Here is a 22,689-nt window from a genome sequence, read left to right on the forward strand (position 1 = left end):
ACCACTGCGGCCCGGCCCGGTCGGGGGCCACGCAGACACCCCACACAGCCGTCGGCAGGCGTGGCCCGACGGGCTACGGCAACCTTGCCTGGTTTCGGAAGGATTGAGGCATGGCAACCAAACGGGATTACTACGAAGTGCTGGGCGTTGCGCGCAACGCAACGGAAACGGACATCAAAAAAGCCTACCGCCGCCTGGCGATGAAATATCACCCGGACAAAAATCCGGGGGATGCCGCCGCTGAGGAAAAGTTCAAGGAAGCGGCGGAAGCCTACGCGGTTCTTTCAGACCCCGAACAGCGTGCGCGCTACGACCGCTTCGGGCATGCCGGTGTTGGCGCGGCGGCCGCGGGTGGCTTTGGTGGCGGCTTTGCCGGTTTCCAGAACTTCGAGGACATCCTGGGCGACCTCTTTGGCTTCGGCTTTGGCAGTACCGGCGGCGGACGCCGCAACAGTCAGGTCCAGCGCGGCGCTGACCTGCGCTACGATCTGGAACTCACCCTCGAAGAAGCCGCCAATGGTGTCACCACGCAAATCCGTGTTCCACGGCTCGAAACCTGTGGTGACTGCGGCGGTAATGGGGCCGCCCCCGGCAGTCCGCCGGAGACCTGTCCGACCTGTGGTGGGCTGGGGCAGGTTCGCTACCAGCAGGGCTTCTTCAGCGTGACCCGGACCTGCCCCCAGTGCCGTGGGACGGGCCAAATCATCCGCAATCCCTGTCGTACCTGCCGGGGTGAAGGACGGGTGCGGCGCGAAAAACGCATCGAGATCAAGGTCCCGGCCGGCGTGGATGACGGCATGCGGCTGCGCGTCAGCGGCGAAGGCGAAGCCGGACTCGGCGGCGGCCCGCCGGGCGACCTGCAGGTGGTCGTCCACATCCGGGAGCACGAAATTTTTGAACGGCAGGACAATAACCTGCTCTGCCAGGTGGCGATCGATTTCGTCGAAGCCGCCCTGGGTGCTGAAATTGAAGTCCCGCTGCTGAACGGGCAGACGACGATGAAGATTCCCGAAGGAACACAATCCGGGACGACATTCCGCCTGCGGGGCAAAGGGATTCCGTCACTTTCGGGCGAAGTGGGCGATCTGTTCGTGGTCGTCAACGTCGTCACCCCAACCAACCTCACCCGTGAACAGCGGCGGCTGCTCGAAGAATTCGCGGCGGCTTCCCCCAAGCGCGAAGGACGCAAAGCCGTCCGCAAAACCGAAGAGAAGGGTTTTTTCGACCGCGTCAAGGACGCCATCTTTGGCACCTGACACCTGCCGGAGCCGGCCGTCGCCGGCGGCCGCCAAAACGGGGCCCCTGTAAAGGCTCCCGCAGAAACCGCCCGGCCGCCTGACCGGGAGGGAAGCCCCCCGGCAGGGCTTGATTCTCTGGGGAATGGTGGAAACGGGCTTCGGCTACCGGGCGGCGATGCTCTGGCGGAGCGTGTTCCGCAACTGCCCAAGATTGAAAGGTTTGGGCATGACCGTCACATTGGGGCGCTCCCGGAGCTGGTTCAGCCGCGCCTCATCCTGAAGGGCCGTAATGAGAATAATCGGCAGGTCGGGCTGCTCCGCATGAAGCTGCCCGATGAGTTCTTCGCCGTCCATACGCGGCATGAACAGGTCCGTGACAACACACCGGATGGCGTCGCGGTGCTGGCTGTAGGTCTCAAATGCCTCAACACCATCCTCGGCCGTCAGGACCTTGTATTCCAGACTCAGCACGGAAATCAGCAAGTCGCGGATGTACGACTCATCGTCCACAATCAGAATCGTGTGCGGGGATGTCATACGATGATGGGGAAACTCAGGCAAAGTCCAGCAGCCACGCGCCCGGTCAACCTGTAACTGGTGCTGGCGGTCTCCAAGCATGCCGAGTGCACCAACCCTGGTCAAGCCAACCGCAGGGCGCGGGAACAAAACTGCATTTTGTTGTTCGTCAGATGAAAAATACTTTCACACACTGCCAGCCTTTGTCCACCCAGGGACAGCGCACCCGATGGCGGCCCACGTGGGTGCGGAAAGGACTTCTGCACCGTGGACCTGTCGCAGCTTGAAGTCTTTGTCGCCGTCGTCGAGGAACGGCACTTTTCACGGGCCGCCAGCAAGCTGGGACGGACGCAGGCGGCCGTCAGCCAAACCATCAAAAAGCTTGAAGGCGACCTTGGCGCGGCGCTGCTTGACCGCAACTCGAAAGGCGTTATTCCCACTGAAGCCGGACGGCTGCTGTACGACTATGCCCGCCGCCTGCTCGATCTGCGCGATGAAACAACCCAGGCGCTGCGGCAACTTGACACCCTCACGGCCGGGCGGCTGGTCATCGGCGCCAACGAGCAGACCGTGACCTACCTTCTGCCCTGGCTGGAGCGTTTCATTCGGATGTATCCGGCGGTGCACGTCGAGGTCAAACGCTGCCGGGCCAGCGATGTACCGGCCGAAGTCCTGCGGCACAGCGTGGAGTTGGGCGTCATCAGCTTCGCGCCCCCGGAAGCCGGACTGCACGCCCTGACCATTGCCACCGACGCTGTGGCACTCGTTACGGCCCCGCACCACCCGCTGGCGGGATGCGCCTCGGTCTCCATCCGGGAGCTTGGGCAGGAGACGTTCATTGCGCACAACGTTGTCTCGCGGTATCGGCTTCAGGTCGTCGAAGCCTTTGCCCGCCACCGGACGCCGCTGCGGATTACCGTCGAGTTGCCCTCTATCGAAGCCATCAAGCGCATGATCGAGGCCGGAATCGGCGTCAGCCTGCTGCCCCGCCTGTGCGTGGCGGCTGAAGTAGCGCGGGGGCAGTTGGCGGCCGTTCCCGTCCGGGAAATGCGTCTGGCACGCAAGCTGCGCGTCATCCATCGGCAGCCGTCGTCGCTGTCGCGCGCAGCCCAGGCCTTTATCGCCCTCGTCCGCCATCCCGAACCGGAAAACACTTCACCGGAAAGCACCCGGCCGGAAAACACCTAAGTGGAAGGTAACGGCTCGATGGAGAGCTTCGGGTTGTCGAGCACAATGCGGCCGTCGCGCAGTGTGATGGCGCGGTCGGCCGCCCGCGCCAACTCCTCGTTGTGTGTCACCAGCACGAGCGTCGTTCCGGTGGACTGGTTGAGTTCACGCAGCAGCTCGAAAATGCGCATGCCGTTGGCGTAGTCCAGATTGCCGGTCGGCTCATCGGCCAGCAGAATGGGCGGCTCGTTGGCAAAGGCGCGGGCAATGGCCACCCGTTGCTGCTCGCCGCCGGAAAGCTGCGCCGGGTAGTGATGCCCCCGGGCGCTGAGACCTACGGCCGCAAGCAAGGCTTTGGCGCGCTTTTTGGCGTCCCGTCGCCCGGCAATCTCCATGGGAATCTGGATGTTTTCGAGGGCGGTTGCCGTCGGGATGAGGTGAAACGCCTGAAAGACAAACCCGATGGTGCGGCTCCGAAATGCGGCCAGCGCGTCTTCCCCCAGGCGCGTGATGGAAGTCCCGGCCAGGATGACCTCGCCGGTCGTCGGCGTATCCAACCCGGCCATCAGACCGAGCAGCGTGGATTTCCCGCTCCCGGAAGGGCCAAGAATGGCGGCAAACTGTCCGGCCGGAATGAAGAGATCAAGCGGGTGGAGAATCGTCAGGCGGCTCTGGCCGCTGAGGGCTTGCTTGGAAAGCTGCTTCAGTTCAATCATTCGGAATCGGGCCTTACCGCCAGAACTATGCCGCGCGCGACATCCGGCGTTGATTTGGGCTTGCCCGCAACATACCAGTTTTTTGCACCGGCTGCCCGATCAGTCAGCACCTTCAGGTTGTTGGCAACCGTGGGGCAACGGCGACGCACTGACCGCCACCCCGTCGCTCCACTGACGGCTGTCCGTGACAGGTTATCCGACTGGTAAAATCCAGGCACTGTACGGCGTGCACATGCGCTAATATCGAAATGCCATCTTTTGCAGCCCAGCGAACGGACGTATGAAGGCACAGCGCAGTCGGGTTGGCAGCTTCGCCATCAGTCTTCTCATCATCAGCAGCAGTCTGCTTGCCGGCGGATGCAGTCGTACCGGCACAGAAGCCCCGGAAAACCTGCCCGTCCTGGCGCCGGCGCCCACGGACGCCGCACCCACCGCCCGGCCGCGGATCGTTGTCCTCGGCGACAGCCTGACGGCCGGTTTCGGCCTGCCGCGCGAAGCCAGCTACCCGACCGTGCTCCAGAAGAAACTCGATGCCGCCGGACTGAACTATCAGGTCATCAACGCCGGTATTTCCGGCGACACCTCGGCCGGCGGCGTCGAACGGCTCGACTGGTCGCTGGACGGCGACGTGCGCATCGTCATCCTCGCCCTCGGCGCCAATGACGGACTGCGCGGGCTGCCCCTCACCCAGATGGAAGCCAACCTGCGCACCATCATCGAACGTGCCCGTGCACGCGGAGCGCAGGTCATCCTCGCCGGTCTCAAAGCTCCCGCTGAAGCGGGACCCGACTACGGCGCACAGTTTGAAGCCGTCTATCGCAAACTCGCCCAGCAGTACCGGTTGCCGCTCATCCCGTCCCTGCTCGAAGGCGTTGCCGGCCGGGAAGAACTCAATCAGGAGGACGGCATCCATCCCAACGCGCGCGGCGCGGCCATCGTCGCCGACAACGTCTGGAAAGTTCTCGAGCCCGTCGCCCGGCAGCAGCTTGCCCAATCGCAGTCCAATCCCGATGCGCCCCCGGCGGCCAAGCCGGCTGGCGCACGATAACCCGGCGGATGCCCACCTACGACTGGCAGGATACCATCGTTGCCATTGCCACCCCGCCCGGCCACGGCGGCATCGGTATTGTCCGCCTCAGCGGCGAACGCGCGCTCGACATCGGCGCCACCCTTTTCCGTGGACGGCGCACACTGGCCAGACACCCCTTTCGCCTGCTGCGCGGCACATTTCTGGACATCACTGCGGACGAAACCATAGACGACGGGCTGGCCGTCTATTTCCCGACCCCACGCTCGTTTACCGGTGAAGATGTCGTGGAGCTGCACGCCCATGGCTCGCCGGTCGTGCTGCGCCGCCTCGTCGCCTGCGCCATGCGGGAGGGCGCGCGGGCGGCGCGTCCCGGCGAGTTCACCCTGCGCGCCGTACGCCACGGCCGCCTCGATCTCGCCCAGGCCGAAGGGCTGCGCGACCTTATCCACGCCCAGACAACCTACCAGGCGCGGCTGGCCGCCCAGCAGATGCGCGGCGCGCTGTCCACCCGGCTGCAACCGCTGAAGGAACAGCTCCTGACGACGATTGTCCACCTCGAATCGGCTGTGGAGTTTGTCGAAGAACAGCTCGATACGCATTCGCGCGCGACGCTGGTGGAAGAGCTGTCGCACCTTGAAACGCAGGTGCGCCAACTGGCGGCGACCTACCGCGCCGGACGCCTCATCCGCGAAGGGCTGGCGCTGGCCATCGTCGGGCGTCCCAACGTCGGCAAATCCAGCCTTTTCAATGCCCTGCTCGACGCCGACCGGGCCATTGTGACTGACGTTGCCGGCACAACCCGCGACACCCTGCAGGAAGTCGCCACGATTGGCGAACTGCCTGTCCGGCTCATGGACACCGCCGGCATCCGCGACACCTCGGACATCGTCGAGCGCATGGGCGTCGAGCGGAGCTACCGGGCGCTGGCCGATGCCGACATCGTGCTGTTTGTCGTGGATGCCGCAGCCGGCCCGCACCCGGACGAAAGGCAGGTCATCGGGCACCTGCGTCAGCGCCAGGCCATCTGTGTCGTCAACAAGCTGGACCTCATGCCGTCCGTCGTGCCGTTTGAGTTGTTCCTTCAGGAACATGACCTCACATGTCCGGTCGTCGGCGTTTCAGCACATACGCGGGCCGGGCTGGCCGAGTTGAAGGCCACCATCCAGCAGGTTGCCGTCGGTAGCAGCTTCGACACCAGCCAGGACTGGCTGGTGACAGATGCGCGCCACGCTGCCGCCCTGACGGCCGCAGCCGAGGCACTCGGTTGCGCGCGCGAACTGCTGGCCGAAGGGCATTCGGAAGAAGTGCCACTGGCCGAACTCCACCGCGCCCTGCATGCCCTGGGCGACATCACCGGCGAAACGGGCATTGAAGAGGTGTTTGACCGCATCTTCGCCACCTTCTGCATCGGCAAGTAAGCCGTGTGCCTCTCGATGCTGCCTGAAAAACACTCCCTCTGAAGTTGACGCACCGGCGGCCATTTGACATAACACACCGGACTGACCTCTATGGAATCCACTGCCCCACTGGACAAAACCGCCAGCCCGGACCTTGACGCGGCGCCCCACGCGCCGGCGTCGCCGGTCATCCGCATTGAACCCACCCGGGGCTGGGTGGCCGTCAAGCTGAAGGAACTGTGGGACTACCGCGAACTGCTGTACTTTCTCGTCTGGCGGGATGTCAAAGTGCGCTACAAGCAAACTGTGCTGGGCGCGGCCTGGGCCCTTTTGCAGCCGTTGTTCACGATGCTCGTGTTCAGCATCTTTTTCGGACGGCTGGCCGGCATCCCGTCCGACGGCGTTCCCTACCCGCTTTTTGCTTTGGCGGCGCTGATTCCATGGACGTTTTTCGCCAACGCGCTGGGACAGTCCTCCAACAGTCTGGTCAACAGCGCCCATCTCATTGCCAAGGTCTATTTTCCCCGGCTGGTCATTCCGCTGGCCAGCGTGCTGGGCGGACTCGTGGATTTGGCCGTGGCCTGCTCCCTGTTCGTTCCGATGCTGCTCTACTACGGCATAACGCCGGGCTGGGGCATCCTCTGGCTGCCGGGATTTGTCCTGCTGGCGATTGTGACGGCGCTGGGTGTCGGGCTGTGGGCTTCGGCGCTCAACGTCGAATACCGCGACGTACGGCACGTCATCTCCTTCGCCACGCAGCTCTGGATGTTCCTGACGCCGGTTGTCTATCCCGGCAGCCTCGTGCCGGAACGCTGGCGACTGCTCTACAACCTCAACCCCATGAGTGGCGTCGTGGATGGCTTCCGGTGGGCGCTGCTGGGCGCTGGCGCGCCGCCGGGACTGCCGCTGCTGGCTTCCGCCCTCGCTTCCCTGACCCTGCTGGTGACGGGGGCGTTCTACTTCCGGCGCATGGAGAAAACCTTTGCCGACCGGGTATGACGGTTCGCGTGACGGAAAGCCCTGCCGATGAGTGACATTGCCATTCGTGTCCGAGGACTGGGAAAGCAGTACCGCATTGGCGGCGGAAACCGCGGCCCGTACCGCTCGCTGCGCGAATCCATCAGCGATGTCTTCCAGCTCCCGTTCCGCCGTCCGGCGTCCACCGCTGAGGAAACCTCCTTCTGGGCGCTGAACAACGTGTCGTTTGACGTCCGGCGTGGCGAGGCCGTCGGCGTCATCGGGCGCAACGGCGCGGGCAAAAGCACGCTGCTCAAAGTTCTCTCCCGGATTACCGAACCCACCACCGGGCGCGTGGAACTTTATGGACGGGTCGGCTCCCTGCTGGAAGTCGGTACGGGCTTTCATCCCGAACTCACCGGACGCGAAAACATCTTTCTCAACGGGGCCATTCTGGGGATGCGCCGGTCGGAAATTGCCCGCAGGTTTGATGAAATCGTCGCCTTTGCCGAAATCGAGCGGTTTCTCGACACGCCGGTGCGCTTTTATTCCAGCGGGATGTACATGCGGCTGGCCTTTGCCGTCGCGGCCCATCTGGAGCCGGAAATCCTCATCGTGGATGAAGTGCTGGCCGTAGGCGATTCCGGCTTCCAGAAAAAATGCCTCGGCAAGATGGAAAACATTGCCCAGCACGGGCGTACGGTGCTGTTTGTCAGCCACAGCATGCAGGCCGTCCGGCGGCTCACCACAAGCTGTCTGGTGCTCTCCGGCGGCGAAGTCGTCTATGACGGCCCCACGGCCGGCGCGATCCGGGAATACGAGCGGCTGCAACGCCTGGCTACTGACATGGCCCCGACCTACATTGCCAATCCGCCGCCGCGCCACAGCCACATCGCACAGGCCAGCGTTGTGACCTCCGGCCCCTGCGGCCAGCACGAATGGGGCCATCCACTCACCTTCCGCTTCACCCTGCATTTCACCGAATCCAGCCAGCACTTTGCCTTCAGCTTTCAGGTGATGGATGAGCAGGAGCGTCCGGTTATCCATTGCTACTACATCCACCCGGTGACAAAAGCTGACTTTTATCTGGGGCCAGTGGAACGTGGGACGTACCAGGTTGAATGTCACCTGCCGCATCCACGGCTCTACATGGGGCGCTACACCGTCACGACATGGCTGGCCAACCGGCGCTCCAACCAGCTTATTGAGAAGCTTTCCGGGATTCTCGCTTTTGAAGTCACCATGCATGAGCAGCCCCGCGAAGAATACGAGCGGCATCCCGGCGAAGCCGCTTATGTTGAAGACTGGGCGTGGTCGCCGGTTCAGCCGGTTGAGGTCGGTGTATGAGCAGTCTCCAGACCGATTCCCGGACCGTGACCAGCCCGGTCGTTCCGGGCGCGCCGGCGCACCTCGTAGGCACCCTCGATGTCCCACGGCTGATTGAACGCTACCGGCAGGATTACGGTCTCGACGTGACCGACGACTTCCACAGGCTGTCACAGGATTGCCTGGCAGGCTGATGTGGGAAAGCACTCATGACCGCAGAGCGCGTCATTATCTGTACGTTCGATGCACCGGGCTTTACCGGCGGGCCGAACACATGGCTGCGCCGCTGGTATGATGTCGTCACGGCGCACGGCTTCGAGGTTCTGACGCTGGCCTTTGTCTTTGAGCCGCACCGCTATCGTATTCCTGAAGATTACCCGCTGCTGGCTGCCTTGGCAGACCGGGGAGCCCGTTTCGAGACCTTCCCCTACTGGGAAACCGTCGAGAAAAAAATCCGGTGGCTGCTGTCCCATATCGAGGCATTCCGGCCGACGGTCTTCGTCCCCAACTTCACCATAGCTGGGCTGTACGCCGCCGCATGGACGCGGCCGGCAGGTCTCCCGACGATTGGCATCCTGCATTCGGACGATGCCCACTACCGGGCGCTGCTCGATGTCTTCGTGGCCGGGCAGCCGCGTTTCCGGGCAACGGATGTGGTGGCAGTGTCACGCCACATCACCCAAATTGCCCAAGCACAGGCAACGCCTGAAACGGCTGTCCACCGTATTCCTTGTGGTGTGCCGCTCCCCGCCACCGTGTCGGGCTGGACACAGGGCCCGCTCCGGCTGCTCTATGTTGGCCGTTTGCAAGAAGAGGCAAAACGTATTTCCGATGTCACCCGCGCCCTGTGCCGTGCGGCGCAGCTTCCGAACGTCACGGCCACGATTGCCGGCGATGGACAGGCGCGGGCCTCCGTTGAAAGCATCATCAGCCGGGAAGGTCATGGACGGGTGCAGTATGTGGGGCTGGTGGACAACGCCCGTATCCAGGCGCTGATGGCCGAACACCACATGTTTGTCCTGCTTTCGGATTACGAAGGGCTGCCCATTGCCCTGATGGAAGCCATGGCGACCGGTCTCGTCCCGATCTGTACACCTATGGGTGGGCGGATCAATGAATTGGTCACGGATGGAATCACCGGCTGCATCGTAGCTGACCGAGGCGAGGGCTTCGTAGCTGCCGTCAGACAACTGGCCGCCCGGCCGGAGGACTGGGCGCGGCTTTCACGTCAGGCCCGGCAGCATATTGTCGCATCCGGCTACGACTCGGAGACATGCCTGCGCCAGTGGGTGGACCTGCTCACCCGCCGCAGCCGGGAAGCCACCTACTGGGGGCAACCCCTGCTGCACCACCGGAGGCGACAGCTTGGACTGCCGGCGCCACATCCCGATCTGGAAGAAGACCGGTGGCGTGAGCCGCCGCCGCTGGTGTACTACAGCCGTGTCGCACGGGCAAAGCTCCGGGCCGTTGCCCGCCGGTGGCTTCCCGGCAGCCAGCCGGCAGCGCCCCGATAGGTTTTTTCCGTCATGCTCGAACGCAAGCACTACGTCCAACGCCCTGACCACACACCGGCTGCGCCGCACGAAGCCTTCATCGTGCCGCTCGTGCGGCAGGAAGTCGAAGCGGCGCTGGAAGCCTACCTTCCGGCTGTTCATGGTGGGCGCGTCCTCGATGTCGGCTGCGGGCGGCAGCCATTCCGTGCCCTGCTGGAAGCGCAGGGATTTCACTACGTCGGTCTCGATGTCGAGCAGAATCCCGAAGGGACAGTGGATGTGCTCTGCGAGATTGACCAACCCCTGCCGGAGAGCCTGCTGGCCGGTGGGCCGTTCGACTTCATCCTGTGCCTCGAAGTGCTCGAAGACGTGGCGGACTGGGAAATGACCTTTGCCAACTTTGCGCGCCTGCTACGTCCCGGCGCCCGCGCGCTCATCACCTGCCCGCATTTCTATATGCTGCACCTCGAACCCCATGACTTCTGGCGGCCGACGCCCTACGCCTTCCAATACTTTGCCGCCCGGCATGGGTTTACCGTCAGGCTCCAGAAAACGGCCGGGGATGGGTGGGATATTCTCGGCACGCTGCTGGCCAGCGGTTATCCACAACCTGTCGGGCGGTCGCTCGTCAACCGGCTGGTCAACCGCGCCTACTGGTGGGTTCATCGCGCTCTGCTCTGGGGCTTGCGGTCACGGCAGTTGCAGTCGCGGGTTCGCTGGCAGAGCCGGTTCACGTTTTACCAGTCCAACGTCGTCGTGCTCGAAAAATCATGAAATGGGCATTCATCTCGACCATGGAGGGTTGCCCATGGGGTGGGAGTGAGGAACTCTGGAGCCGGGTGGCGCGGTGGCTGCTGGAAGGCGGCCACGAGATTCATGCCAACGTCAGGTTCTGGCCCGAACCGGCCCGGCAGGTGACGGAACTCATTGCGGCCGGCGCGCAGGTGACGTTCCGGCGGCTTGACCGCCGGAAAAAACTCCAGAGCCTGCTGCACCGGCTGGGCGGCGGCGGTTACGTGCCGCCCGTGCATCTGGCCAGCCGGCGCTGGCTGGAGCGCGTCCACCCCAAAGTGGTCGTGATTTCACAGGGCGCCAATTTTGATGAATGGTCGCTGTTTTTTTCGGAAGAATGCCGCCGGATGGACATCCCCTACGCTCTCATCACGCAGGCCAACAGTCTGCTGTGGATGCCCTCCGATGAGCTGGTTGAACCTGTGGCCCGGATGTTTGTGCAGGCCCGGCGGGCATACTTTGTCTCGGAAGGCAACCGGCTTCTGCTCGAAAAGCAGATCGGACGGTCGCTGCCCAATGCCGAAGTCGTTTTCAATCCCTTCAATGTGTCCTTCGATGCCCGGCCGCCGTGGCCGGAAGAACACAGCCCGCTGCGGCTGGGGTGCGTGGCCCGGATGGAACCCTCGGCCAAGGGGCAGGACGTACTGTTTGAAACGCTGGCGCTTCCCAAGTGGCGCACACGGGATGTCTGCGTCACGCTGGCCGGGACGGGGCCGTGGGAGAAGGGTTTGCGCCGCTATGCCAACTGGCTGGAGTTGACCTCCGTTTACTTTGCCGGCTTTGTTTCGGATATTGAAGCTTTCTGGCGCAGCCACCATGCTCTGGTGCTGCCGTCGCGTCACGAAGGGCTGCCCCTGGCGCTGGTGGAAGCCATGCTCTGCGGACGCCCGGCCATCGTGACCGACATCCCCGGCAATACGGAACTGCTCACCGATGGCATCACCGGCTTCATTGCCCGCGCCCCGGATGTGGTTTCCCTTGACGAGGCGCTGGAACGGGCCTACCAGTGCCGGGATGAGCTGCCCCGGATGGGCGCGCGTGCGGCCGAAGCCATCCGGCAACGCATCCCACGCGATCCGGCGCGGGTGATGGCCGACAAGCTTCTGGAAGTGTTCTCATGACGCCCCCGCGTGTTTCCGTCGTGCTTTGCGTCTATAACCAGGCGGCTTACGTTGCGGAAGCCATCGCCAGCATTCTGGGACAGACGCTGACCGACCTCGAACTCATCGTCGTGGATGATGGCTCGACGGACAGCTCACCGGAGGTCATCCACCGCTTCACCGACCCGCGCATCCGCTATGTGCGCAACGAACGCAACCTGGGACATGCCAGCTCGCTGAACCGGGGCTGTGCGCTGGCGCGTGGGCGCTACCTGGCCATTATGGACAGCGACGACATCAGCCTGCCGGAACGCCTCGCGCGGCAGGCGGATTTTCTCGACGCCCATCCTGACGTGGCCATGTGCGGAAGCTGGGTGGAGACCTTCGGCGCCCGGACGGAAGTGCGGCGCTTTCCGACTGAACCGGCGGCGCTGGCCGTCCACCTGCTGCTGTCCTGTCCGTTTTCGACGCCAACGGTCATGCTGCGTCAGGCAGCGACCGTGCCGGGGGGATTTGATTTTGACCGTTTTGGGCTGGCTTTCGACTATGCCTGCTGGGTGGATGTGGCCAATCGCGCGCCGGTCGCCAACCTGCCGGAAGTGCTGCTGAAGTACCGCCTGCATGCCGGGCAAACGACGGTGTCACGCCGGGCGGCGCAACTGGCCGGAACGCGCCTCGTCCTGCGCCGGCAACTGGAGGCGCTGCTCGGTGAAGTGAGTGAAGCGGAGCTGGACGCGCTCATGTATGTTTTCGTCAATGAAGTTTCGGACGAGCCGCCAACGGCCGCGATTGGCTGGCTGTTTGCCCGCCTGCGCCGCGCCAACCGGCAACGGCGGCGCTATGATCCGGCGCTGCTCGATGCCCTGCTGGCCGAAAAGTGGGCGCATATCGTCACGGCGCATGAGCCGGCGGTGGGGGCGATGTGGGGGCAGGCCGTACGCCATCCGGCGCTGTGGTCATGGGCGCTGGGGCGGGATGCCATACGGCGGACGCTGCGCCCGTTCAAACCGTGGTTCTGGAAGCAACGCCCGGCATGAAAGTGGTACACATCAACGAGTTTGATCAGTTGGGCGGGGCAGCAACGGCCATGTGGCGGCTTCACACGGGGTTGCGGCGGCTGGGGGTGGCGTCTTCGATTCTGGCGGCGCGGATTCAGGGTGACGGGACAGACACTTATCCGCTGCCGCGCTGGCGCTGGCGGGATTACCAACTGGCGCGGCTGGGGCGGTGGCTGCGGTTTCCCGATGTGTTCATCACCAGCACGTTCGATCTGGCGCGGGAAAAGGTGTTTCAGGAAGCGGAGGTCGTGCACCTGCACAACCTGCACCATGGGTATTTCAACTATCTGGCGTTGCCGAAACTGTTGCGGGGCAAACGGGCTTTCCTGACGCTGCACGATATGTGGGCCGTCACCGGACACTGTACCTACAGCACCGACTGCACGCGTTGGCAAACCGGCTGCGGCCGGTGCCCATATCCTGAAACGTACCCGCCGATGCGCTTTGACTTTTCAGCCTTGGAGTGGCGGCTCAAACACCATGCCCTGAAGGAAAGGCTGGCCGGCGTGTTTGTGCTGAGTCGCTGGATGGAGACCATTGCCCGCGCCAGTTTTCTAAAAGATACGCCGGTTCACTGCATTCCCTGTGGACTGGACACTGACGTGTACCAACCTCGTGACCGTGCAACCTGCCGGGAGTTGTTGGGTTTGCCGCCAGAACGGTTTGTTGTCATGTTTGCAGCCATAAATGCTTCCGACCCACGTAAGGGCGCGGATTTGCTGGAAGGGGCCTTGGCTACGATACCGACAGAGAAGCGACAGAAGATGACCTTGCTCGTTATGGGAGGCGGTCTTCCCGAAAGGTACTACCGGCTTGGTTGCAACGTACTCCCGCTTGGCAGGATTGGTCATGACCGGCTCAAAGCCATTGCCTACGCTTCGGCGGATGTGTTTGTGAGTCCGGCGCGACAGGAAGCTTTTGGACTGGTGCTTCAGGAAGCTATGGCGTGCGGTACGCCCTGCATTGCATTTGCAGTAGGCGGCATGCCAGACCTCGTACGGCATGAGGCGACAGGCCTGACGGTTGCGCCGGAAGATGTCCACGGTTTGGCCCAGTCCATCATTCGTCTTATGGAAGACGCTGCGTTGCGCCGGCAACTTGGTGCAGCGGCCCGAAATGTCGTGCTGCGTGAGTATTCCCTTGAACGCCAAGCCAGACAGGCACTTGCCATCTATGCCGGAACGGCTCCCGTCTGAATCACCAGCCGGTCTTGCTGGACGCCGCCTGTTGGTATTGTCACCGGTCACGCCACGCCAAACCTCCGGCGGTGAAATCATTTTGTACCGCCACCTGGCACGCCTGGCCGAAGCCGTGGACATCACGGTTGCGGTCGCTGCCGGACAATCATCCCAGCTTGGACGGACGCTGGATGTCGCAGCACCGCCCGGGCTATGGGCTTTGGCTCAGCATGGGCTGGAACGTCTTACCCGCACCCGGTTTGCGCCATGGGCACGCGCAGCCCGCTGGATGCTTCCGGCACGAGTCGTCGTTCCTTGTAACCTGAAACGGCTACGGGAACACATCAAATACCACCGGCCGGATGTCATCCTCACGGTTGCCCACGGCGACCAGGCCTGGCTTGCCTTGGAAATGGCAGCGGACTGTGGTGTGCCGCTTGTGAGTGTTTTTCACGACTGGTTTCCGGCTTATTTGACCGTTCCGGCTTGGGCACGTGCCCGTCTGGAAGCCAACTTTCGCCGACTTTACCAACAAAGCCGGGTGGCATTTGTTGTCAGCGAGAGTTTGAAACAGGCGCTTGGCCCCCATCATGACGCCGTCGTACTGTATCCCATTCCAGGGGACTCATCTGTTGTGCCCTTGGCAACACCATCGGCACCCGTCCGACAAAAACCGCTGGTGCTGGGCTATCTTGGGAATCTGTCGGGCAACTACGGCGGCATGATGCGGCAGTTGTGGGAAACCGTGAACGGACAGTCCGATCTGGCAGTGCGAATGTGGGGGCCGCTGCCGGATTGGCCTGCTACCCTCCTGCAGGCTTGCTGCGAAGACGGGTCCTATGGCGGGTATGTTCCTCTCGAAACCCTCCATACGACTGATGTCCTGCTTGTCGTTGCTTCTTTTGCCTCAGAAGATGCCACGTTGATGCAGACAAACTTCCCATCAAAGCTGATTGAGTATTGTCGCTTTGGCAAGCCAGTGATGATATGGGGGCCGGAATACAGCAGCGGCGTGCAGTGGGCCAGGCAACATAGGGCAGCCCATGTTGTCACTGAGGATGCACCGGAAGCCGTCATCACTGCTGTTCGGCGGCTGGCGCAGCAACCCGATGAATGGCAACGGCTGGCACGAGCGGCACAGCAGGCAGCCCGGACACTGTTTGAACCAGACCGGCTACAGGCGCAGTTTGTTTCCGGCTTGATGCGGGCTATAAGGCACTAGCCTGAATCTGTAGGGAGGTTGCCTTTTGCCGGTCATTTCCATTGTGACACCGCTCTACAACAAGGCTGATTACATCGGGGAGACCATTCGCAGCGTGCAGGCGCAGACCGTCGCGGACTGGGAAATGCTCGTGGTGGACAACGGTTCAACCGACGGCGGCGCACATGTGGCCCGCGCCTGCTCAGACCCGCGCGTGCATGTGCTGACCTCCCCCCGCCAGGGGCCCGGTGCCGCCCGCAACTACGGCATCCGGTCGGCGCAGGGCGAGTGGATTCAGTTTCTCGATGCCGATGACTGGCTGGCCCCCGACCAGCTCGAACAACAACTCACCGTCGCCGCCCAACACCCGGAAGCCATGATCGTGGCCGGCGGCTGGCAGGAAGTGCGCGAAACAGCGCCGGGCAACATCACCCGACAGCGGCCGGCCGGGCAGGACGAGGGGCTGGCAGGGCTGCGGGATGCCGCTTTTGCCTTTCCGCCCTGGGCTGTTCATGCCGCCATTGTCAGACGGGCCATCCTGACAGAAGCGTACTTGTGGCCGGAGGAACTCGACCGCTTCTCCAACGAGGATGCCGTGTTCTGGTTCCGGCTGGTGATGGCCTACCCGACAGCCTTCAGCCCGGCCGCGGGCGCTTTTTACCGCATGCAGACCCCGACGGCGCGCAATCAGTTGAATGACCCAGCCAAGCGCCTCCGCGAGTTCGATCTGGCGGCCGAGTACAACCGGCAGTGGCTGACCGAGCGCGGGCAACAACCCACGGCCGGACAGGCTGCTGCCTTGATGCGGGCCTATTCGAGCGTGTATGAAGCCGCTATCCGCGCCGACGACCCGGAAACGGCCCGGGCGGCTCTGGCCCGCGCCGAACAGTGGTTGACAGCCTACTTTGCCGTCGCGCCCCAACCGGACTGGCCCATGCGGTTGCGGCGCTGGCTGGGACTGCCCCGTTTTCTGCGCTACCGGCGGTTCTGGCCCGCATAAACAAAGCATGTCTGACGTTTCGCCGTCACCTTCCACCTTGAACCGTCCACGCTGGCAACCGGCGCTGCTGGGGCTGCTGCTCGTATGGGGGGTGGCCATCCTGCCGTCGGCGCTGCCGCGTCCATGGGGACTTCTCGACGAACAGGCTGCGTGGAGCATGGCTACGAGCCACGGCTGGATGGATATGCTCATTGGCCGGAATGATTGCCACCGCTACCGTCCTGTACACTGGTTTTACCATGCTGCGATTGTTTATGGACTAGGTCCTTCAAGAACGGTCCACCACTTGGTTCAGGCGATCGTGCTGGGGCTGTTTGGCGGCGGATACATGCTGCTCATGGCACAGCAGGCCCGGGTGCAGTCGTGGCTGGCGTGGAGCCTCCCGGCGCTCTTCTTTGTGCAGGCACCTCTGGCTGAAAATACCTACACGCTGGCCAAGCCTGACTGGATGACGGCGCTGGGCCTGCTGGGCGCGCTGGCATTTGGGCTGCTGGCGCTGACTCGGCCGGTACGGTGGCCATGGTGGCTGTTGGCAGTTAGCGTGTGCGTGGGGGGCGCGGTGCTTGTTAAGGAAAGCGGACTGGTGGCCATCGGCACGGTGGCGTTACTCGGGCTGGCCGGTTACGCCGTGCAGGGCTGGCGCGGGCGCGGGCTGCTCATCTGGCAGGCCGTGGCGGTGCTGCTGTTTGTCGGGACGTACTGGCTGCCCTCCAAGTATCTCATCCAGCCGACAACCTACCGCCTGACGCTGGCCGACCTGTCGCTGCGCAGCATGGCTTTCAACGGCTACATCTACCTTACCAAGTATCCTGAACTGTTCATGCTCGGCGGCGGCGCGCTGGCCGGTCTCTGGTTTGACCGGCAACGTCTCAGTAGGCGGCATCCGGTCGGACTGCTGGCCGGGGTGGCCTTTCTTTCCGGGCTGGCCGTCCTTGGGCTGCTCATTGTCTGGAAGTGGCCCTGCGGGTACTTTCTCATGCCGGTCGTTGCCTGCTGGCTGGCGGCCCTGCTGCTGACGGCCGATGCGCTGGCGTCGTTGCCCCGGCCGGGGCGGCAGGTGGTCATCGGGGTGGGGCTGCTGTGGCTGGCGCTCAACGTGGCGGGCTTTGCCCAGACGGCCCGGCTGCAACGGGCCTGCTGGCACGGCTGTGGTATGTTCATTGAAACCTATGTCCGCCAAGGCGCGCCTGGTTCCCGCCTGTTTTTTCCCGAACAGGTGTCCAAAGCTGAAGTTCCCACTGAGGCTGACAATCAGATCAAGCGGCGCGGCAACGAACGGCTCGGCGCACTGGCCGGCGCTGGCGCCTTTGCGCTGGGAGACGATCCCGAAAACGCCGACCTGCGTCTTCCGACCGCCGGCGATTACCTTGCCCTGCGCCACTATGCGCGGGCCTTCGGCAAGCACGTACGCCTGTTTGAGGACTGCGCCACCGACCGACTGCTGCCGCGCCTGGAAGCCCTGGGCTGGCAACTCACACGGGTCGGGGCATATCACTTCCAGATGCCCAACTTCGTGCCCGGACGCGACCTGGGTCGCACCGTACGCCTGGAACACGATCTCTACCGGCTCGACGCGCCGCCGCCGGTACACTTTGCGCTCAATGGCGGCCGGTGGCGGACGGATGACTGGGCCGGGCCACGGCTGACGCTGCTGGTCAACCGTCCGGGCCGTCTGGTCATCACGGGGGAGCTGCCCGCCGGGCACCCGGCTTCAGTCACGGTTGACAGCCTTGTGGATGGCGTCACCGCCAACCGGCAGACGCTGGTGGCCGGGCAGTCATCCACGTGGGAAATCACGGTTGCCGGGGCTGCGCCCGGTCGGTCCGTCGCCGTGACGTTGCAGGCGGCTCCGGCCTGGCCGGCGGAACAACTTGGCTTGCGCCCCAAGGGCGAGCCGCTATCGTGGCAGTTACGGCACATCCGGTTCATTCCAGACGAAACATGAGGCATTTCCAATGTTTGGCATTGTCGTCACCACCATTTATGACGGCGCGTTTATTGATGCTTACCATGAGCACTTCGAGCGTTACGGACGCACGGCAGAGGTCAGGTTTTACGTCGTCGGCGATCTGACGACGCCGGAAGCCTGCGCCGAGCGGGTTCGCGCCTACACCCGCCGGGGGCTGCCCTGGTTTTTCCTCACCCCGGACGACCAGCGCGCCTTTCTTTCGGATTTCCCGGCACTGGCGGCCGAAATCCCCTGGCGCAGCGACAACCGGCGCAATGTCGGCTTTCTGATGGCCTACCGCGACGGCTGCGACCCCATCATCAGCATTGACGACGACAACTATCCCACGCCCGGCTGGGATTTTCTCGGCGAACATGCCGTCACGGGGTGCGACGTGACCCTGCCCGTGGCGGTCGGCAGCGACAACTGGTTCAACATCTGCTCGATGATGACGGTGGACTGCCCGCCACTGGGCGGAGGGCAGACGGTATATCCACGCGGTTTTCCCTATCCGCGCCGGACGCTCGCCTGCGGAACAGTCAGCGCCACGGCGGAAACCGGGCGCGTCGCCGTCAATGCCGGCCTGTGGTCAGGCGACCCGGATGTTGACGCGGCAACGCGCATTGTCACGCGCTGCGCCACGCGGGAAGCCTTCACCCAGAGCTACCTGCTCGGACGCGGCGTGCGGTCGCCCATCAACACGCAGAACACGGCCGTGATGCGCGCCGCACTGCCGGCTTACTACTACGTCAAAATGGGCGTCTCGCTGGCCGGCCTCAAACTGGACCGGTTTGGCGACATCTTCAGCGGCTACTTTGTGCAACTGTGCGCTGAGGCCGTCGGGCACCGGGTGCGCGTCGGCTCGCCCGTGGTGGAGCATCGCCGCACGCCCCACAACCTGTATGTTGACCTGTGGCACGAGCTGGCCGGGATGGTCGTACTGGACGACATGCTGCCGTTGCTCGAAACGCCGCTGACGCCAGCCACGGACTACGGGACGGCGGCCCTTGAACTGGCCGACCGGATTGAAGCCTGGGCCGCCGGGCAGAACGGGTTTCTGTGGGGCGAGGCGTTGCAGGACTACTTCCGCAATGTCGCGGCCAACCTGCGGCTGTGGGTTGCCGCCTGCCGCCAACTCGACTGACGCATGGTTACGTCGGAAGCGCGCTACGCTCCGGTGTCACTCGTGACGACCGTACTCAACGACCTGGAGGGCTGCCGGGCGTTTTTTGCCGCCATGGAGCGGCAAACGCTCTGCCCACGGGAAATCGTCGTGGTGGACGGCGGCTCGCGCGATGGCACGTGGGAGTTCCTGCAAGCCTACTGCCCACGACTCGACTACCGGCTGGTCGTCGCCCGTGAAGACGGCTGCAACGTCGCCCGCGGCCGCAATTTGGCCATTCAGCGCGCAACACACGACATCATCGTTTCCACGGATGTGGGCTGCCAGTGGGATGACCGCTGGCTGGAGGAACTGGCCGCGCCGCTGCTCGAAGATGCCACGCTGGAGGCCGTCATGGGCAGTTGGATGGTGCGCTACGAAGACCTGCCCGACGTGTGGGCGCGGGTTGAATTTGCCATGCACCGGGAATTTGCCCTGCGGGCGACGGCCACCGCCCATGCGTCTTCGCGCGCCATTGCCTACCGCAAGCGTCTGTGGGAACGGCTTGGCGGTTATCCCGAAGACCTGACGCTGGCAGCGGATGACATGGTGTTTGCGCTGCTGCTCCACGCTACAACCACGCGCGTAGCCGGCACCCCGACACCGCGCTGTTTCTGGGAGCGGCCGGCAACCCTGCGCCGGTTCCGGCGCGAAGCGGAACGCAACTTTTTCGGCGCTGGCGAGGCGGATATCTGGCGCACGTACGGGTTGCTCGTCGGCGGACGGCTGCTGGTTGAACTTCTGGCCTGGCCCATAGGGCTGCTGGTTGGTTTGCTCGAAATCATCTGGCTGGGACGCCTGCCGGTCATCGGCGGACTGCTGCTGCTGGCCGGTGCGACCCTGACGGCCCTGCGGCTGTGGCGGTTGCGGGCGGCAATGGCGCGTTACCGTGAGCGTGGCGGACAGGGCGGCTGGTGGCGCATTCCGCTGTTTGATTATGCTACGAAGTGGTCGGCGCTGCGGGGCTACTGGCGCGGCTGGTGGCAGGGACGCCGCCGGTGCTGGGACTGTCGCCAGCGTCTGCGCCAAGCAGGGGTCTCACCATGGTAGCCAGGCGGCACTTCTTCGCCGTCTGGGGGACGGCCCTGCTGCTGCCGGTGCTGCTGGCCGGTCTGGCTGTCTGGAACAACTGGTTCGGGCTGCGCCGTACACTCTACCTTGACCGCCGGATTCATGCCGTTTCCTTTCCGGGCGATGGGCAGGTGGTGCAGCGCGGCGCGGACGGAACAGCATCCGTCGGGTTCACCGGCCGGGCAGGCTGGCTGGCACAGACCGTTGAAGTGGCCGTCGCCAATGCCGATGACCGCTCGGTGCCTGAGTGGCAAACGCTGGCCGTGCCAACCTGGACGCAATTTCAGGGCACGCTGCGGCTGCCGACCGGCTGCCAACCGGTCTGGCTGCGTGTCGGCAAGCCACATTCGCCGGGGATGTTCAATCACGTTGAAGTGGGCGAAGTATGCGTTGGCGAGGTGTTCATCGTTGCCGGGCAGTCCAACGCGGCCGGGAGCTGCACGACGCTGTTTTCGGCCGCGTCGCCACTGGTGCGCACGGGTCTCGTCGATGAAGACGGGCATCTGACGTGGCGCACTGGACACGATCCCCAAGTGCTCAACGGCGGCGGTTCGGTCTGGCCGCTGGTGGGCGACCTGTTGGTGCAACGCCTCGGCACGCCGGTCGGGTTTGTCAATGTGGCCGTCGGCGGCAGCAGCATCCGCGACTGGGCCCCCGGAGCGCCCCACTTCCAGCGTCTGGTGCAGGTGCTTCAGACGCTTGGCCCCCACGGCGCGCGCGCCATTCTGTGGCATCAGGGCGAAAGTGACAGCGCCATGGCGGCTGACGAATACGCCACCCGCCTGACGGCCATTATCGAAGCCACCCGCGCAGCCGTCCGAACGGAGACGCCGCTGACGTGGGTTGTTGCGCGGGCATCCTTCAAGGAAGGGCAGACCTTTGCTGGCGTACGTGATGGCCAACGCCGCGTCTGGGAAACCGGACTGGCGCTGCCCGGACCGGACACCGACGAGCTTGGCTCCGACCTGCGCCAGCCCGACCAGGTGCATTTCAACGCGGCCGGCACATTGGCTGCAGCCCGGCTGTGGGCGGCGGCGCTGCTGCGGGAAGTCTTTCACCGTCCTGCGGAACCTTGATACCTGTCTGGATTTGGGCGGCATCCGGTGGATGTTTTCCGTCATACCGGCGGAATTGCCCTTCGTTGGCGTTCCTGCTAGCGTCCGGGTTGTTGATGTGCAGATTGTCCTATGGCGTCCTCTCCCCAGCCACCCCTCCTGCCAACCGAGATTGCGGCGGCGGCTTTGCGTGAACACGCGGAAGTTGCCGCCGCACTGCCGCCACTCCTGCCCACGATTGCGGAGTTGGCCACCCGGCTGGTGGAGACCCTCCGCCGCGATGGGCGCGTTCTGCTATGCGGCAACGGCGGTTCGGCTGCCGATGCCCAACACCTGGCCGCCGAACTCGTCGGACGCTTTCTCTGTGACCGCCGGCCGTTTCCAGCCCTGGCGCTGACGACGGACACTTCGATCCTGACCGCCGTAGCCAACGACATCGGCTATATGGAAGTCTTTGCCCGGCAGGTGCTGGCGCTGGGGCGTCCGGGCGACCTGCTCATAGCGATTTCCACCAGCGGCAACAGCCCCAGTGTGCTCCGTGCAGCCGAAGCGGCCCGGCAGCAGGGACTGATGGTGGCCGGACTGACCGGACGTACCGGCGGCAGGCTGCGCCCCCTGTGCGACCTGTGCTTATGCGTCCCTTCCGAGGCGACGCCGCGCATTCAGGAAATGCACATCCTCATCGGGCATATTCTGTGCGACGTGGCGGAACGTACCTTGGGCGAGGTTGAGCGATGACGCCGCGCGTGCTGGCCGGAAGCCTGCTCAGTTACGCCTACAATCACTGGCTGACGCATTGCCCTTCGCATTACGTCCGCCGGGCTTATCTGCGGGCCTATCTGGGCGCATGTGGTACGCAGACGTGGGTTCAGATGGGCTGCCGGTTTCTCAACGGCCGCAAGGTGTTCTTCGGCCCGCGCAATGCGATCAACTTCGGCTGTCTGTTTGACGGCCGGCGCTACGCCATTCGGACGGGCAGCGATGTTTCCATCGGCCCGGAAGCCACCATTCTCACCCTTGGCCACGATCCCCAGTCGCCGGATTTTGCCGATCAGGGCGGTGAGGTCATCATTGGCGACCGGGTATGGATTGCTTACCGCGCCATTGTCATGCCCGGTGTCACCCTTGGCGAAGGGGCTGTGGTGGCCGCCGGCGCAGTCGTCACGCAGGACGTACCGCCCTACACCATCGTTGGCGGCGTTCCGGCCCGTCCCATCGGCACGCGGGAGACCAATCTGCGCTACCGGCTTGACTACGCGCCTTTTCTCATCTGAAAGCTTGCAG

General features: G+C 64.1%; 22 protein-coding genes. 20 read left to right on the forward strand and 2 right to left on the reverse strand.

The features are described from left to right. Positions 1–110: 110 nt before the first annotated feature. Positions 111–1,256 carry a molecular chaperone DnaJ gene (dnaJ, locus tag CABTHER_RS07860; RefSeq protein WP_014100086.1) on the forward strand — a complete coding sequence of 382 codons (1,146 nt, stop codon included), beginning with the start codon at positions 111–113 and terminating at the stop codon, positions 1,254–1,256. 144 nt (positions 1,257–1,400) lie between these two features. Here dnaJ and CABTHER_RS07865 read toward each other — a convergent pair whose 3' ends face one another. After that, complete coding sequence (locus CABTHER_RS07865; protein ID WP_014100087.1) at positions 1,401–1,775, reverse strand: response regulator; 375 nt, start codon at positions 1,773–1,775, stop codon at positions 1,401–1,403. Between the two features lie 246 nt (positions 1,776–2,021). Between CABTHER_RS07865 and CABTHER_RS07870 the strand changes: the two genes are divergently transcribed. Next, the gene (locus tag CABTHER_RS07870) at positions 2,022–2,942 is read left to right on the forward strand and encodes a LysR family transcriptional regulator (RefSeq protein WP_014100088.1); all 921 of its coding nucleotides are present in this window, start codon (positions 2,022–2,024) and stop codon (positions 2,940–2,942) included. Here the strand turns inward: CABTHER_RS07870 and CABTHER_RS07875 are convergent. Continuing rightward, positions 2,939–3,637 carry an ABC transporter ATP-binding protein gene (locus CABTHER_RS07875; RefSeq protein ID WP_014100089.1) on the reverse strand — a complete coding sequence of 233 codons (699 nt, stop codon included), beginning with the start codon at positions 3,635–3,637 and terminating at the stop codon, positions 2,939–2,941. The two genes, CABTHER_RS07870 and CABTHER_RS07875, sit on opposite strands and share 4 nt — an antisense overlap. A gap of 280 nt (positions 3,638–3,917) precedes the next feature. On the opposite strand from CABTHER_RS07875, the gene CABTHER_RS07880 reads away from it, so the two are divergent. From CABTHER_RS07880 to CABTHER_RS07960, 18 genes are all read left to right on the forward strand, one after another. Next, positions 3,918–4,685 carry an arylesterase gene (locus tag CABTHER_RS07880; RefSeq protein ID WP_014100090.1) on the forward strand — a complete coding sequence of 256 codons (768 nt, stop codon included), beginning with the start codon at positions 3,918–3,920 and terminating at the stop codon, positions 4,683–4,685. Between the two features lie 8 nt (positions 4,686–4,693). Further along, positions 4,694–6,085, forward strand: a complete 1,392-nt coding sequence (gene mnmE, locus CABTHER_RS07885; protein ID WP_014100091.1) for a tRNA uridine-5-carboxymethylaminomethyl(34) synthesis GTPase MnmE — start codon at positions 4,694–4,696, stop codon at positions 6,083–6,085. A gap of 90 nt (positions 6,086–6,175) precedes the next feature. Beyond that, the gene (locus tag CABTHER_RS07890) at positions 6,176–7,063 is read left to right on the forward strand and encodes an ABC transporter permease (protein WP_014100092.1); all 888 of its coding nucleotides are present in this window, start codon (positions 6,176–6,178) and stop codon (positions 7,061–7,063) included. Between the two features lie 27 nt (positions 7,064–7,090). Further along, complete coding sequence (locus CABTHER_RS07895; RefSeq protein ID WP_014100093.1) at positions 7,091–8,368, forward strand: ABC transporter ATP-binding protein; 1,278 nt, start codon at positions 7,091–7,093, stop codon at positions 8,366–8,368. Continuing rightward, complete coding sequence (locus CABTHER_RS17240; protein WP_014100094.1) at positions 8,365–8,541, forward strand: hypothetical protein; 177 nt, start codon at positions 8,365–8,367, stop codon at positions 8,539–8,541. Before CABTHER_RS07895 ends, CABTHER_RS17240 begins: the two co-directional genes overlap by 4 nt. Before the next feature lie 15 nt (positions 8,542–8,556). Continuing rightward, positions 8,557–9,861: a glycosyltransferase family 4 protein gene (locus CABTHER_RS07900; RefSeq protein ID WP_014100095.1), complete on the forward strand. Its 1,305-nt coding sequence runs from the start codon at positions 8,557–8,559 to the stop codon at positions 9,859–9,861. A 12-nt stretch (positions 9,862–9,873) separates the two neighbouring features. Further along, positions 9,874–10,614, forward strand: coding sequence for a class I SAM-dependent methyltransferase (locus tag CABTHER_RS07905; RefSeq protein WP_014100096.1), 741 nt, complete (start codon positions 9,874–9,876; stop codon positions 10,612–10,614). Beyond that, the gene (locus CABTHER_RS07910) at positions 10,611–11,753 is read left to right on the forward strand and encodes a glycosyltransferase family 4 protein (protein WP_081464791.1); all 1,143 of its coding nucleotides are present in this window, start codon (positions 10,611–10,613) and stop codon (positions 11,751–11,753) included. Before CABTHER_RS07905 ends, CABTHER_RS07910 begins: the two co-directional genes overlap by 4 nt. After that, positions 11,750–12,769: a glycosyltransferase family 2 protein gene (locus CABTHER_RS15785; protein WP_014100098.1), complete on the forward strand. Its 1,020-nt coding sequence runs from the start codon at positions 11,750–11,752 to the stop codon at positions 12,767–12,769. Before CABTHER_RS07910 ends, CABTHER_RS15785 begins: the two co-directional genes overlap by 4 nt. Then, positions 12,766–13,986, forward strand: a complete 1,221-nt coding sequence (locus tag CABTHER_RS07920; protein WP_041569157.1) for a glycosyltransferase family 4 protein — start codon at positions 12,766–12,768, stop codon at positions 13,984–13,986. The genes CABTHER_RS15785 and CABTHER_RS07920 overlap by 4 nt, the downstream gene beginning before the upstream one ends. Next, a complete protein-coding gene (locus CABTHER_RS07925; RefSeq protein ID WP_014100100.1) occupies positions 13,964–15,190 on the forward strand; it encodes a glycosyltransferase in 1,227 nt (408 codons plus the stop codon). Before CABTHER_RS07920 ends, CABTHER_RS07925 begins: the two co-directional genes overlap by 23 nt. Positions 15,191–15,215: 25 nt before the next feature. Further along, positions 15,216–16,169 carry a glycosyltransferase family 2 protein gene (locus CABTHER_RS07930; RefSeq protein WP_014100101.1) on the forward strand — a complete coding sequence of 318 codons (954 nt, stop codon included), beginning with the start codon at positions 15,216–15,218 and terminating at the stop codon, positions 16,167–16,169. 7 nt (positions 16,170–16,176) lie between these two features. Further along, positions 16,177–18,114, forward strand: coding sequence for a hypothetical protein (locus tag CABTHER_RS07935; RefSeq protein ID WP_014100102.1), 1,938 nt, complete (start codon positions 16,177–16,179; stop codon positions 18,112–18,114). A 10-nt stretch (positions 18,115–18,124) separates the two neighbouring features. Continuing rightward, positions 18,125–19,261 carry a hypothetical protein gene (locus tag CABTHER_RS07940; RefSeq protein WP_014100103.1) on the forward strand — a complete coding sequence of 379 codons (1,137 nt, stop codon included), beginning with the start codon at positions 18,125–18,127 and terminating at the stop codon, positions 19,259–19,261. A gap of 3 nt (positions 19,262–19,264) precedes the next feature. Next, complete coding sequence (locus CABTHER_RS15790; protein WP_014100104.1) at positions 19,265–20,329, forward strand: glycosyltransferase; 1,065 nt, start codon at positions 19,265–19,267, stop codon at positions 20,327–20,329. Next, the gene (locus CABTHER_RS07950; protein ID WP_014100105.1) at positions 20,323–21,426 is read left to right on the forward strand and encodes a sialate O-acetylesterase; all 1,104 of its coding nucleotides are present in this window, start codon (positions 20,323–20,325) and stop codon (positions 21,424–21,426) included. Before CABTHER_RS15790 ends, CABTHER_RS07950 begins: the two co-directional genes overlap by 7 nt. Before the next feature lie 111 nt (positions 21,427–21,537). Further along, on the forward strand, positions 21,538–22,143 hold the full coding sequence (locus tag CABTHER_RS07955; protein WP_014100106.1) for a D-sedoheptulose-7-phosphate isomerase: 606 nt from the start codon (positions 21,538–21,540) through the stop codon (positions 22,141–22,143). Further along, entirely contained in the window at positions 22,140–22,679 is a 540-nt protein-coding gene (locus CABTHER_RS07960) for an acyltransferase (protein ID WP_014100107.1), read from the forward strand. Before CABTHER_RS07955 ends, CABTHER_RS07960 begins: the two co-directional genes overlap by 4 nt. Positions 22,680–22,689 lie beyond the last annotated feature (10 nt).

Origin of the sequence: Chloracidobacterium thermophilum B (genome assembly GCF_000226295.1) — a bacterium.
Taxonomy (GTDB): domain Bacteria; phylum Acidobacteriota; class Blastocatellia; order Chloracidobacteriales; family Chloracidobacteriaceae; genus Chloracidobacterium; species Chloracidobacterium thermophilum.